Here is a 13554-nt window from a genome sequence, read left to right as displayed (position 1 = left end):
GTCTCCATGCAACGCGTGGTCGATCTGTCATCCGACGGCCTGCATGTGGCCGTCCACCGGGGGTTCCTCACGGTCTCGAAGGACCGTGAGGAACAGGGGCGCGTGGCGCTCGATGACATTGGCGCGGTCATTGCCCATGCCCATGGGTTGAGTTGGTCGAACACCGTTTTCACCGTCTGGCCGAACGGTCCGTGCCGGTGGTGCTGTGTGCGGCCAATCATGCGCCGATTGCCTGCGTCTGGCCGCTGGAGGGGCATCACGCGCAAGGCGCCCGGCTGAATGCCCAAGTCGGGGCGGCACGCCCTCTGTCAAAGCGCCTCTGGCGCGATATCGTCGCCGCCAAGATCCGGATGCAAGGGGCGGTGCTCGCCTCCGCCGGCGGTGAAGCGGGGGCCTTCGACCTTCTGGCGCGCAAGGTGCGCTCGGGCGATCCGGATAATGTGGAGGCGCAGGCCGCGCGTCGTTACTGGCAGGCCTTGATGGGCCCGGAATTCCGCCGCGACACCGGTGGCGACGGCGTGAATGCGCTGCTGAACTATGGCTACACGGTGCTGCGGGCGACGGTGGCCCGGGCCATCTGCGCCGCCGGATTGCACCCCACCATCGGGCTGCACCACAGCAATCGCGGCAATGCCTTCGCGCTGGCCGACGATCTGATGGAGCCGTACCGGCCGCTGGTCGACCGTCTGGTTTTCAACCTCAGCCGCGACGGCACCGAGACGGTGACGCCCGAGGCCAAGCGTGTGCTGGCGGCTTTGAGCGGGTTCGACCTCGCCAGTGTTCAGGGCATGACACCGCTGCATCTTCATGCGGCCCGGCTGGCACAACAGCTCGGTGCAGCCTTTCAGGCGGGAAAGGGTGAGCTCGACCTGCCGCGTGCGCCCGAACCGCTTGTCCTCGTCGGTCTGGGCCGGGAAGGGGAGGCGCTGTCATGACCACGCTTTACACACAGAAACGGGGAGAGCGGACGGCGCCGACATACCTGTCCGCTTACAGGCTGATGTGGATGCTCGTGACCTTTGACTTGCCGGTGGAGACGAAGAAACAGCGTGCCGCCGCGACCAAATTCCGGCAATATCTGCTGGATCAGGGTTTTGAAATGAGCCAGTTGTCGAATTATCTGCGGCTGGTGAACGGCCTGGAGCAGTTCGAGACGCATGTGCGCCGGATCGAAGCCAATCTGCCGGAGCGGGGCGATGTCTTCATCTTTCAATTTACCGATCGGCAATACGAAAACATCGTTCGCTTCAGCGATCAGTCGCGCCGCGCGCGCAAAAAGAATCCCGAACAGATCGCGCTTTTCTAGCAAAGGCTGGGCGAATTTGCCGCCGAGAAAGGCCCAATCCGCTTGGGTTTTCAAGGGATTGGGCCCTTATCTACGGTAGCAGTTCAGAAAACGCAGGCCAACCGCAACTATCCGCGGGGGAGAGATTGTTGCCGTAAACGGTAGCAGTTCAGAAAACGCAGGCCAACCGCAACCCATGGCGCGGCGGATCGAGGAAACCCGCAACGGTAGCAGTTCAGAAAACGCGGGGCCAAACGGAAAACGCCGGAGCGTCGGGCTTCTCAGCCCAGACACCCCGGCGCTTCAGAGCAAGGTTGCCGATTACTTTTCGGCGCAGGCGCGGATCTTCTCCAGATCCGGACCGTTCGGCGTGCGGCCGAGATTGAACGGCGCGGAGGCATCGCGCCAGCCGCTGTAATCCTGCAGGTAGCTGAGCTGGCTGAGGTAGACCTTGGCCGAGGACGGGTTCTCGCAGGCGGTGTCCTCGATCACCTTGTTTGCCATCAGCTGGACCTTCTCCAGCGTCTCGTCGTCATAGCGGGTGATTTCGACGCCCGCTTCCTGGAACTGCCGGTAGGCTTCCGAGGCGCGCTTTTCCGTGAAGGCGAGCGACCACAGCAAGGTGGCGTCGGCCGCGATCTTCAGCTTCTCCTGGGTCTCCGGCGACAGCGCGTCCCAGGCCTGCTTGTTGATCATCACCCCGAACACCGAGGCGGACTGGTGCCAGCCCGGGGTCGCCCAGTGGGTCGTGACCTGATGGAAGCCGCCGGAGTAGTCCACGTTCGGCGTGGAGAATTCGGCACCGTCGATCACGCCGCGTTCCAGCGACTGGTAGATCTCGCCGCCGGCCATCGACACCTGATTGCCGCCGAGCTGCTCCAGCAGACGGCCCTGCTCCAGACCGGACAGGCGCAGGCGCTTGCCCTTGAGGTCTTCCAGCGTGCGGATCGGCGAGTTGGTGCGGAAGCCGGATTCGTTGTTGGTCACGCCATAGGGCAGGTAGACCATGCCGAACTTGCCATAAACCTCGTCATAGATCTTGGCGCCGCCCCACTGCTGGATCCAGTTGACGTAGTCGACGGCGTTGAACAGGCTCGCGGTGGTGGCGAGCGGCGAGAAGGCGGGGTCGCGGCCGGCCCAGTAGCCCGGCCAGTCGGCGCCGGCCTGGATGGTGCCGGATTCGACCGCGCCGAACACCTCGCCGGCGGGCACCAGGCTGCCGCCTTCGTAGAAGTCGATCTTGAGGTCGTCGCCGGTCAGCTTGTTGGCCAGCTCCACGAAGTGCTGATCGGTGGCGATCAATTCAAGCGAGGAGGGCCAGGTCGTGGTCATGGTCCACGTGTCGCCGGCACTGGCCGGGCTGCCGACAAGGGCCAGCAGGGCCACGCCGGCCATCAGCTTCGTTGCTTTAAGCATATAAGATTCTCCCACTCTTATTTGGTCGCGTAAAGAACGTCCGGCAGCCATGTCACCAATGCGGGGAACAGGGCCACGACGATGCACATCATGATGATCAAGCCGATAAAAGGCAGGACCCCCATGATGATATCGGCCGTTTTGACCTCCCTTGGGGCTATGGCGCGCAAGTAGAACAGCGCATAGCCGAAGGGCGGGGTCAGGAACGATGTCTGAAGAACCACCGCCATCAAAACGACGAACCACAACAGGTTGATGTTCATCTCCTGCACGATCGGCAGGAAGATCGGGAAGGACAGCAGCACGATGCCGGTCCAGTCGAGGAAGGCGCCCAGCAGGAAGACGATGAACATCATCATCGTGATCAGCAGCCAGGGCTCCATGTCCAGCGCACGGATGATCTCCTGCACCGCACGCAAGCCGCCGGTGATGTTGAAGACACCGGTGAACGCGGTGGCGCCGATGACGATGAACAGGATCATCGCCGAGGTGCGGCCGGTCTCCTTCAGGGCGCCGTAAAAGGTATCGAGCCGGAACTTGCCGCGCAGGATGACGATCCCCAGCGCCAGCGCCGCACCGATCGCCGAGGCCTCGGTCGCGGTGGCGATACCCGCCAGCAGGCTGCCGAGAATGCCGAGGATCAACACCAGCGGCGGGGCCGCCTCAATCGCCAGAAGACGCAGGAGCTGACCCCGGCTGACCTTCTCGTCCGGCTCCACCGACGGCGCCATGTCGGGCCGCAGCACGGCGACGACGGCGACCCAGCCAGCGTACAGCAGGCCGAGCAACACGCCCGGAACCATCGAACCGGCGAACAGCTCGCCGACCGAAAGCGGCGAGTAGCTGGCCATCAGGATCAGCATGATCGATGGCGGGATCAGGATGCCGAGGCAGCCCGAAGATGCGATCACGCCGGTCGTCAACCGCGGGCTGTAGCCGTATTGCAGCATCGGCCGCAGCGCCATCACGCCCATCACGGTGATCGAGGCGCCGATGATGCCGGTCGTCGCCGCGAGCAGGATCGAGATGAAGACCACGGCAAGGGCGAGGCCGCCGCGCACATTGGACATCAGCAGTCGCAGGGTCTCGAACATGCGGTCGGTGACGCCGGAATCGGACAGGAACCGGGCCATCAGCACGAACAGCGGAATGGCGATCAGGGTGTAGTTGTCCAGCACATCGCCGAAGATACGGTTGATGACGATGCCCAGAACCAGCGGCTTGCCGGCGATCAGCGCGCCGAGAACCGCTGTGCCGCCAAGGACGAAGGCCAGCGGATGCCCCATGAACAGGCCCAGCAGCAACAGGCCGAACATGGAAGCTGCAATGAGATCAGGCGTCATGTCGGTTGTACTCTTCCCTGTTCAGGACCAGCTTGAGGAACTCGGAAATTCCCTGCAGCAGCAAGAGCCCGGCGGCCACGCACATGGCGATCTTCAGCGGATAGACCGGCAATTGCACGGAGCCGTAGGTTGTCTCGCCTTGCGCCCAGGAGCGCTGGGCGAACTCCCAGGAGCGGGTGAAGAACACCCAGGCGAAGGGGAAGAAGAAGATCGGATACCCGGCGGCCTCGATCCAGCGGCGCGGCGTCGGCCGGAGCGCGCCGGTGATGAGGTCGACCTTCACATGCGCCTGATGGCGCAGCGCATAGCCGCCAAGCAGGACAAAGTAGAACCCGAACATCTGTTTGGAAACGTCAAAGGCCCAGCGGGTTGGGTCGTTGAATGCGTAGCGCATGATGACGTCATAGATGATGATACCCGCAAAAATGATGGCAATGACACAGACGACCCGTCCCACAACCTCATTTATGCCGTCGATAAAGCGGAACAGCATTAATCCTCCCTGCATTAAGACCGTTCACGCCTGAGCGGTTCTTCTTATCGAATTCTTGAATCAGCTCCCATGCTGACCAAGTTGTGCGACAATAATATGTAACGTCAATATCCTTTGGGGCGCGTCCTGAAAAACCATCGTCAGAACCGAAGCCCCTCCTCCGCGGGGGATTCTGACGAGAGCTGTCTGTGTTCGGACGGCCCGAGTTCGACCTTATGGGCAGTGAGAATGAGTGGGAAACATTCAGGCGTGTGTCGGTTTGATCTGAAAGGTCAGCGATATGGTCACATATCGGGATGGTTGCCGCTCATGATAGCCAGATGGCCGCATGTCGCAAGACGTTCGTGCCCGATCCCGACAGCTTTCCCGCAGCTGTGCACCGGCGAATAGGCGCAAGCGTCCGAAAAGGGGACGGCGGCGCCCGATCCGCCGATCGGCCGCTTGTGGATTTGCCTTTGGCGGCGGCGGATGGCATTACGTGTTTTTTCGTAGATGAACGATTGCGTTCCGGTGGGGGCGAGCATCGGCGGTAAAGGCAAGCCGGCGGTGTTGGAGGGAAGTATTTCAGGGTTTGTCAATTGCTCTGAGCTATTGCTGACCTGTAAGGACAAGGCTCCGAAGTCGATGCATGGTATTTTGGAAAATGAGGCCAAGCGTCTTGAGGCATTGCGTGCGATCGCGATCCTGAACACGGAGCGCACGCCGGAATTCGATGCCATCGTCGAAGCTGTTGCTGAGATTTTCGACTGCCCGATAGGGCTGGTATCGCTGGTGGATGATGACTACCAGTGGTTCAAGGCCCGCTGTGGGATCGACCTCGACGGCACTCCGATGGATGTTGCCTTTTGCAACTGGACCATTCGTAGCGCGAGCCCATTGATCGTGCCGGATGCCACCAAGGATCCCCGCTTTTGTAACAATCCGCTGGTCACCGGCGATCCGTATGTCCGCTTTTACGCCGGCTGCCCGGTTTCGATCGACGGCGTGCATCGCCTCGGTGCCTTGTGTGTGGTCGACTATGTGCCGCGTCAGCCGAGCGAGGCGCAGATGCGCCAGCTCTGCCGGCTGGCAACGGCCGTGGAAGGCCTGATCCGCTCGCATGCACATGCGCTGGAGGTGACGCGGGCCAGAGCCGAGGCCGACCGCCTGAACCAGAAACACCGGGAACGGCTGGCGTTGTTGGAGGACGTCGTCGGTGTGGCCGGCGTCGGCGGCTGGCAATTGGATATGAAAACGCGCCAGGTGACCTGGACCCGGCAGACGCGGCAGATCCACGAAGTCGCTGAGGATTATCAGCCCACGCTGGAGACGGCGCTGGCGTTTTATCCGCTGGAAGCGCGGACGAAAATCACCGAGGCCATCGGGCGCTGCCAGACCGATGGCGCGGGCTGGGACCTTGAAGTGCCGTTCCGCACCGCCACCGGTCGCCCGCGCTGGGTCCATGCGGTGGGGCGGGTTATCGTCGAAAATGACGAGGTCTGTCGCCTTGTGGGCGCCATTCGTGACGTCACACCGCAAAAAGCCGCGGATCTGCACATTCGTCGGTCCGAAACCCTTTACAAATCGACGCTCGAGGCTCTGACGGAGGGGATTCTCGTCCTGGGGCGGGATGGGCAGATCTGCTCTTACAACCCGGCCGCCTGCCGGATTCTCGGCCTGTCGGCGGAGCAACTGGCCACGGCGCATATCGGTGAAATCGCTCGGTTGTTTGGTCCGGATACGAGCGTGGGGGGGGAGCAGGGCAATCCGTTCCTGCGTGTTCTGGAAGCCGAGGAAGCGAAAACCGCGACCCTAGGCCTTTGCGGTGATGGCGAGACGGGCCAGCGCTGGTTGACGATCAACGTGGTGCGGATCGCCGAGCGGTATGAGGATGGCGAGGCGGCGATGGTCGTCTCATTGACCGATATTACCGACGGGAAGCGTCAGGCGGACATGCTGGCTGGCGTGTTCGAAAACTTTCCGGGCGGCGTCGTCTTCTTCGATCGGGACATGCGGTTGCAGGCCTATAACGAGGCGTTCAAGCAACTGCTTGACCTTCCCGACGAATTTTTGGCGCAAAAACCGGATCTGGAAGCCTATTTCCGGTTCAATGTGAACCGCAGCGAGTATGGCGAGGGCGAGGCCGATACGATTATCCGCGAGCGGGTGGAGCGCCTGTGCAGCGGCGAGGCGCACAGCTACGAGCGGGTGCGACCGGATGGGACGGTTCTTGAAATCAAGGGCACGCCGGTCCCCGGAGGCGGCCTTGTGCTGACCTTCGCGGACATCACCGAACGCAAGCAGACCGAGCGGCGCTATATCGAGAATGAACGGATCGCGCGGGAGAAATCGACCGAGCTTGAAATCACCCTTGCGAACATGAACCAGGGGGTGAGTGTGTTCGACGGCGAGGGCCGTCTGGTGCTCTGGAACCGTCAGTATATCGACCTGTTCGAGATGAATCCCGAGGAGGCGTGGACCGGCGCCCCCCTGACCGAGTTGGTCGAGGCCAAGAAGGCGCGGGGGGATTTCGAAGGGGATGTAGCGGGTTACGTGGCGGACCTGCGGGCGCGGCTGCAGGCTGGCGAGGTGGTGCGGGTGCGGTTCCATCTGGGCTGTGGCCGTACCGTTCTCACGGTCCACGCTCCGTTACCCGATGGGGGCTGGATCGGCACCCACGAGGATGTGACGGAGCAGGACAAGGCTTCCGAACGGATCCTGCATGCGGCGCATCATGACACGCTGACCGGTCTCGCCAATCGCTCGCTGTTCAACCGGCGCCTTGAAGATGCAGTTGCCGACGCGGCCGGCGGGACCGCAGGCTATGTGCTGATGCTGCTGGACCTCGACCGGTTCAAGGCCGTGAACGATACTTATGGCCATGGGGCCGGCGATGCGCTGCTTGAGGAGGTGGCGCGGCGTCTTCGCAAGTCCGTTCGCGATACGGATCTAGTCGCCCGGTTCGGCGGCGATGAATTCGCGGTCATTCTGGAAAAGGTCGAGGACCGCGAGCTTGCGGGCATCGCCGGGCGGATCATCGAGACCCTGGGGCAGGCTGTCGATGTCGGCGAGAACCTGGCGTCGGTCGGCGTCAGCCTGGGCATTGCCCGCATGCCGACCGGAGCAAGCGATATCCGTGCCGTCATGAGAAATGCCGATGCCGCCCTCTATCAGGTCAAGCAAGAGGGCGGCAACGGCTATCGGCTCTTTCGGCCGCAGGAGACCAAGGCGCTGTAGCGCCGATGTCATGGCTCGGCGTGGAAGCAATTCCGCGCCAGGCTCCGGGCGGCGAGAGCGGCCTTTTAGTCGAGATCGATCCGCACCGGCCAGTGGTCCGACCCGGTCGCCGTATCATCGATGCTGACCGCGCGGACCCGGTGGCGCAGGGAGGCGGAGACAAAGCAATGGTCGATGCGGCTGCCGGCCGGATGGCTGCTGCCGCCGTTTTCGTCATTGCCGGCCGCCACATAGGCATCCACCAGCCCGTCGGTGTTGCACAGCCGGCCATAGCGGCCGGTCATCGGTCCGGTGAGGGTGGTATATTCCGGGCTGGTGTTGGTGCAGTTCATGTCGCCGACCAGCACCACGTCACGCGGCATCGGCGGCATCTCGCCTTCCGTCCAGCCTGCCGCCGGGTCCGGGTGCCCGCCGCACCAGGCGCCGCCCTCCGCAGGGGCCCGGCGCAGGATGTCGAGGATTGCCTCGACCTGCGGCATGCGGGTTTCCGAACACAGATGACTGAGGTGGACGCTGTAGAAGCGGATCGGCCCGATGCCCGGGTCGATCACCGTTTCCAGCAGACCCTGCTGGATCGAATGCTGGTCGAGGGTGCCGAATTTCGGCAGTGGAAAGTTGCGCGAGGAGAGGATCGGGAAGCGCGACAGCACCATGGTGCCGAACTGGCGCCGCCGGTTGACCAGCTTGCCGCCCTCATCGCGGTAGCTGGCGTCCATGTCGAGATTGGCGCCATAGACCCAATGATGGTCCGGCAGCAGCGCGGCCAGCGCCTCCGCCTCATCGACCATGCCCGAACGCTGCCAGTAGCGCTCGACCTCCTGCAGGCCGATGATGTCGCCATCGCGGATCTCGTCGGCGATGCGCGCGAGGTCGTAGCGACCATCGATGCCAAGGCCGTACTGGATGTTGTAGCTGATGATCCTCATGCCGAAAGCTCCGCCTCGGCCGCGGCATAGAGCGCGGGCTGGTCAAGATTGACATAGTCGACGCCGGCCTCGGCGATCTGCCGGAACACCGCCGGATCCTCACCGGGGTAGTAGATCATGGTCTCGTGATCGAGCTCGCGGCAGGAGGCGAGCACCGCCGGCGTTGCCTCATCCACCTCCATTTCGACCATCGCCGCGCCAAACAGCGGCCGGGCGAGGGAAGGGGTGCGGGCAATGTCGAGGGTGATCATCGCCCGCATGTCGGGGGCGGCCGCGCGCATGGCCGCGCGCATCTCCGGCTTGAAGGAGAACCAGAAGATATCCTTGGCCATGCCGAGGTCGCGGATCATCCGCGCCAGCTTCGCCGGGTCGCACCACTTCAGCTCCACATAGGCGCCGGCGCGGCCCTTGAGGTTTTCCAGGAAGGCATCGAGGCGGGGCACCCGTTCGCCGGAAAACCGGGGATCGAACCAGCTTCCCGCATCGAGCGCGTCGATCTCCGCCGAGCTCATCCGGGCGATTGCGCCGGAGCCGTTGGTGGTGCGGTCGACGGTCTGGTCATGCATCACGTAGAGCACGCCATCGGCGCTTTCGCGCACGTCCAGTTCGATATAGGCGCCGCCCAGCTCCAGGGCCTTTTCCGCCGAGGCGAAGGTGTTTTCGGGCGCGAGCCGGCAGGCGCCGCGATGACAGACCATTTTCGTGCGGGTCAAAACGAAATCTCCACGCGGATTGCTTCGTGATCGGAAAGGTTTTTGCCATCGGGGCCGATGGCGGCGACGACGGCGGGGGCGGAACAGGCAAGGCCACGGGCGAAGAACCAGTCGATCTTCTTCAGCCTGCGGTCATCGGCCGCCGTCCAGGGATGGTTGCGGGTGGTGGGCTCGGCGGTGTTGCAGGTGTGCCAGTCGAAGCCGGCATCGGCAAGCCGGGCGAACATCGGTTCCGCGTCTTGCGGGCGTTCCAGCAGCGCCGCGCCCTCCAGCCCGGCATGCATTAGCCCGATGCTGTTGAAGTCGCCGCCGATCAGCACCGGCTCGTCGCCGCAAAGCTGAGCTACATGCGCCAGCAGGGCCGCCATTTCCTGGCCGCGCTCCTCCGGACCGAGGCGGCTTTCGAAATGCACCGCCACCACCCAGAACGGGCGGGGCGCCGTGTGGCGTACGGCGATCGCCATCCGGCTGCCGATGCGGCGTTGATCGCGCTGCGCCGCGTCGATGTACCAGAAACCGTCATCGTCGAGCGGCAACAATGCCGCCCGGTCGATGGCAAGGCGGCTCAGCACCGCGTTGCCATGCAAGCCCCCCAGGTTGCGTTCGCCCGCGTGCTCGGACTGCTCGCGCTGATCGCCGAGCCCCAGTTCGATGAATTCGGTGCCGAAGGCCTCCCCCATGGCCAGCCGTTCGGCCAGCTCCGCCGAGGTGTCCCGGTTGCCGGCGCGCGCCATGCCCAGGTCCAGCTCCGTCAACAGGCAGATATCCGCCTGCTCGCGAGCCAGAACGGCGGCGCTTTGCTCCACATGCTTGCAGCGTTCCAGGTTCCAGGAGACCACCCTCAGCCGGGTGGCTGGTGCGGCGGCGATGCCAGGCTGGCAGAGGCGCACATGGTCGAAACAGCCGGAGGTGCGGCGCAGCTCCGCATGCCGTTCCGGCGTGGCGGTGCCGCTATTGGCGGCCGCGCGCCAGTCTTCGGACGGCGGCGTCAGGGTGGCGGAGGAGGCGGTGACGACCGGCCAGGTGGAGCGCTCAGACATGGGCGCAAACTCCATGCATCAGCCGCGTGGTCGCGGCGTCGAACACTAGACTGTCGGCCCCATCGAAGGTAAGGGAAAGTTTCGCGCCGGGCGCAAGGCGTGGCATCGAGGTCGCTTCGAGGAAGTGCAGGGAGCCGATCGGCGTATCGGCGGTGTAGAGCGTTTCCCGGCCCATCGGCTCACTGGCGGTGATCGTCGCGGCCAGCCCCGTCGCGGCCTCGCGGATATGCTCCGGCCGCAATCCCAGCTTGACCGGGCCGCCGTGCTCGGTGCCGGCTCCGGTCGCGCGCAGGCGCTTGTCGCCGATCTCCAGCGTGTCGCCGGCAAGCCGGGCGTCGATCAGGTTGATCGGCGGCGAGCCGATGAAGGCGGCGACGAAGGTGGTCTCCGGCGCCCGGTACAGATCGGTCGGCGTGCCGATCTGCTCGACCCGGCCCGCATTCATGCAGATGATCCTGTCGGCCATGGTGGTCGCCTCGATCTGGTCGTGGGTGACGAGGATGGTCGTCACCCCGAGTTCGCGCTGGATACGGCGGATTTCCGCGCGCATGGACAGGCGCAAGGTGGCGTCGAGGTTGGACAGCGGCTCATCGAGCAGGAGCAGGTTCGGCTTCTTGACCAGCGCGCGGGCGAGCGCCACCCGCTGCTGCTGGCCGCCGGAGAGCTGCCCTGGGCGCCGGTCGAGCAGGTTTTCGATCTGCACCAGCCGGGCGATCTCCCGTGCCTCCCGTTCCGCGTCAGTCCGGGGCACCTTCTGGAAGCGCAGCGGAAAGAGGATGTTCTGCAAGACGGTCATGTTCGGATAGAGCGCGTAGGATTGGAACACGATGCCGACATTGCGGTCGCGTGCTTCCACGTCGTTGACGCGGGCGCCGTCGAAACGGATGTCGCCGCTGCTCGGCGCGTAGATGCCGGCCAGCATGAACAGCGTGGTGGACTTGCCGCAGCCGGAGGGGCCGAGAACGGCGACGAATTCGCCATCCTTGAGATCGAGGCTGATGTCATCGACGGCAACGGCCGTCCCCCAGTCCTTGGTGACGTTCTGTAGATCGACGCGGGCCATGATTTATCCTTTGACGCCGCCAAGCGTCAGTTGCGTGAGGTATTTCTGGAGGAAGAGGTAGAGCAGGAGGCTCGGCAGCATGTAGAACACGCTGACGGCGGCGACGAGGCCATAGTCGACGCCCATGACATCTTCCGCGACATAGTAGAGATAGGTGGACATCACCCAGTAGGAGTTGCCGGTCCGGAGGGCGGTGACGAACACGTATTCCTCCCAGCCCTTGATGAAACCGAGCACGGAGATGGCGATGATGCCGCCGCGCACCTGCGGTAGGACCACATGGCGGAACGCCTGACGGCGGGTCGCGCCATCGGTCATCGCGCTCATCTCGATGTCCCAGGGAACCGCGTCGAAGAAGCCCTTCATGATGAAGATGTAGAAGGGCAGGTCGATCACCGTGAGAACCAGGATCGGACCGCTGAGGGTGTTGAGCAGGCCGACCCAGAAGATCACCAGGAAGATCGGGATCGTCAGCATCCACGGGTGGAACACTTCCAGCAGCAAAAGGCTTTGCAGGAAGAAGGAGCGGCCGCGAAAGGCAAAGCGCGACAGGTAGTAGCCGGCCAGCGTGGCAACGATCACCTTCAGGGTCATGGAGGTGAGGGCGACCAGCAGCGAGTTGCCGAAGGCTTCCCAAACCCAGGGGAACTGGCCGCCGATGGTCGCCGCCCCGCGAATGTCCTCGATCAGGTTGGGATTGACGAGAAAGCGGTAGTTGTTGAGGTGAAGGTCCGCGCCGATCAGCACGTAAAGCCCGATGAGGCAAAGGCCGCCGAGCAACAGGCCGGCGATGATCCGCGCGCGGACGGACGCGATGAAGGTATGCACGCCTGCATAGGCGAGAACGCAAGGCACCAGCACGGCGCAGGCCTTCCACAGGACGGCGGCCTCGACTCCGCCGGTGCGGGCGGAGACGGAGATCACCACCACCCAGAAGAACGGCAGGATCACAGGCAGCGACACCAGCGTCAGGAAGGCAAGCAGCAGGGCGCTGCGCACACGCCGGCCGCGCCGGGCTCGCGTTGCGAGCCGGTTCCAGTCAATGGCGGTCATCACTGCACCTCGATTTTCGGCTTGGCGAGCAACGCCTTCATGTTGGACATGCGCCACATGAACATGGCCGTTGCCATGCCGATGACGATCAGGATCAGGGTGATCGCCGCGCCATAGGCGTATTGGCCAGAGCCGATGTCCGGCGCGAGGGTCTTGGTATAGGCCAGCATCGCCATGGTCATGGTCGAGCGCGAGGCGCCCATGATCAGGAAGATGTACTCAAAGCTCACCAGCAGAGAGAGGGTCTGGAACACGGTGATGTAGCTGAGCGGCCAGCGCAGTGCCGGCAGGACGATGTGCCAGGTGATGGCCATCGGCCCGGCGCCGTCGGCCCGCGCCGCGTGAAACAGATGCTTGGGGATCGAGCGAATGGCGCTGGTCAGGATCAGCATGCCGATGGAGGCGCCGATGAAGCCGTTTGCCATCACGATCAGGACCATCGGGTGATCCAGCATCATGTTGATCGGCTCCATGCCGAAGACATTGATCAGGACCTGATTGAGCAGCCCGCGTTCGGTCGGGTCCACCACCCAGATCCACAACAGGCCGTAAACCACGGAAGGGGACATGCGCGGCAATAGCCAGACCGCGCGGAAGAACGCGCCGAGCCGGTCGCTCAAGGCGGTTGTCGTCAGCGCCAGGATCAGGCCGAAGGTGATGTTGAAGATCGTCAGGGTGCAGAAGACGTAGATCGCGGTCAGCGACAGCGCGCGGTAGAACGAGCCGCGCAGCTCGAAGCCGAACCAGGCATCCTTGCTGGGCCGGACCAGCTTGTCGAACTGGCGCGTGGTGAATTCGCCGATGGTGACCGTCTGGGCCATGTCGGTGAAGGCGACCACCAGATCGACGACGATGGGCACGACGAGCAGGGCAAACAGGAGAAGGATCGCCGGGCCGAGAAAGATGAGCGCGTTGCTGGCCTGGCGCGCGGAAGCTGAGGAGGGCATGGGCTGGGAACCGGATGGTTGGGGGCACGGCAGCGCCGCGCCCCCCGGATGAAAGGGGA

Annotated in this window: 13 protein-coding genes; 3 read left to right on the top strand and 10 right to left on the bottom strand. The window is 63.9% G+C overall.

The features are described from left to right. Positions 1–152 precede the first annotated feature (152 nt). Both cas1 and cas2 read left to right on the top strand, forming a co-directional pair. Positions 153–935: a type II CRISPR-associated endonuclease Cas1 gene (cas1, locus tag LC062_RS09320; RefSeq protein ID WP_224910760.1), complete on the top strand. Its 783-nt coding sequence runs from the start codon at positions 153–155 to the stop codon at positions 933–935. Then, positions 932–1306, top strand: coding sequence for a CRISPR-associated endonuclease Cas2 (gene cas2, locus LC062_RS09315; protein WP_224910759.1), 375 nt, complete (start codon positions 932–934; stop codon positions 1304–1306). The genes cas1 and cas2 overlap by 4 nt, the downstream gene beginning before the upstream one ends. Positions 1307–1606: 300 nt before the next feature. Here the strand turns inward: cas2 and dctP are convergent, their stop codons facing one another. From dctP to LC062_RS09295, 4 genes are all read right to left on the bottom strand, one after another. Next, positions 1607–2701 (bottom strand): TRAP transporter substrate-binding protein DctP, encoded by a 1095-nt coding sequence (dctP, locus tag LC062_RS09310; RefSeq protein WP_224910758.1) that lies wholly within the window; start codon positions 2699–2701, stop codon positions 1607–1609. Positions 2702–2718: 17 nt separating this feature from the next. Next, on the bottom strand, positions 2719–4044 hold the full coding sequence (locus LC062_RS09305; protein ID WP_224910757.1) for a TRAP transporter large permease: 1326 nt from the start codon (positions 4042–4044) through the stop codon (positions 2719–2721). Next, positions 4034–4537, bottom strand: a complete 504-nt coding sequence (locus tag LC062_RS09300) for a TRAP transporter small permease subunit (protein WP_224910756.1) — start codon at positions 4535–4537, stop codon at positions 4034–4036. Before LC062_RS09300 ends, LC062_RS09305 begins: the two co-directional genes overlap by 11 nt. A gap of 284 nt (positions 4538–4821) precedes the next feature. Further along, entirely contained in the window at positions 4822–5148 is a 327-nt protein-coding gene (locus tag LC062_RS09295) for a hypothetical protein (RefSeq protein ID WP_224910755.1), read from the bottom strand. A gap of 13 nt (positions 5149–5161) precedes the next feature. Between LC062_RS09295 and LC062_RS09290 the strand changes: the two genes are divergently transcribed. Further along, positions 5162–7753, top strand: coding sequence for a PAS-domain containing protein (locus LC062_RS09290; RefSeq protein ID WP_224910754.1), 2592 nt, complete (start codon positions 5162–5164; stop codon positions 7751–7753). 65 nt (positions 7754–7818) lie between these two features. On the opposite strand, the gene LC062_RS09285 is transcribed toward LC062_RS09290, so the two are convergent. From LC062_RS09285 to LC062_RS09260, 6 genes are read right to left on the bottom strand one after another with little or no spacing between them, the layout of a single operon-like run. Beyond that, on the bottom strand, positions 7819–8679 hold the full coding sequence (locus LC062_RS09285; protein ID WP_224910753.1) for an endonuclease/exonuclease/phosphatase family protein: 861 nt from the start codon (positions 8677–8679) through the stop codon (positions 7819–7821). Further along, positions 8676–9392, bottom strand: coding sequence for a glycerophosphodiester phosphodiesterase (locus LC062_RS09280; protein WP_224910752.1), 717 nt, complete (start codon positions 9390–9392; stop codon positions 8676–8678). Before LC062_RS09280 ends, LC062_RS09285 begins: the two co-directional genes overlap by 4 nt. Further along, positions 9389–10432 (bottom strand): endonuclease/exonuclease/phosphatase family protein, encoded by a 1044-nt coding sequence (locus LC062_RS09275; protein ID WP_224910751.1) that lies wholly within the window; start codon positions 10430–10432, stop codon positions 9389–9391. Before LC062_RS09275 ends, LC062_RS09280 begins: the two co-directional genes overlap by 4 nt. Beyond that, complete coding sequence (locus LC062_RS09270) at positions 10425–11495, bottom strand: ABC transporter ATP-binding protein (RefSeq protein WP_224910750.1); 1071 nt, start codon at positions 11493–11495, stop codon at positions 10425–10427. Before LC062_RS09270 ends, LC062_RS09275 begins: the two co-directional genes overlap by 8 nt. Positions 11496–11498: 3 nt before the next feature. Further along, positions 11499–12548, bottom strand: a complete 1050-nt coding sequence (locus tag LC062_RS09265) for a carbohydrate ABC transporter permease (protein WP_224910749.1) — start codon at positions 12546–12548, stop codon at positions 11499–11501. Beyond that, entirely contained in the window at positions 12548–13495 is a 948-nt protein-coding gene (locus tag LC062_RS09260; RefSeq protein WP_224910748.1) for a carbohydrate ABC transporter permease, read from the bottom strand. Before LC062_RS09260 ends, LC062_RS09265 begins: the two co-directional genes overlap by 1 nt. Positions 13496–13554 lie beyond the last annotated feature (59 nt).

The sequence above is a fragment of the Stappia indica genome, assembly GCF_020177335.1.
Taxonomy (GTDB): Bacteria; Pseudomonadota; Alphaproteobacteria; order Rhizobiales; family Stappiaceae; genus Stappia; species Stappia indica_B.
Note: the sequence above shows the minus strand (reverse complement) of the source record. Positions and strands in the feature narration are given on the sequence as shown.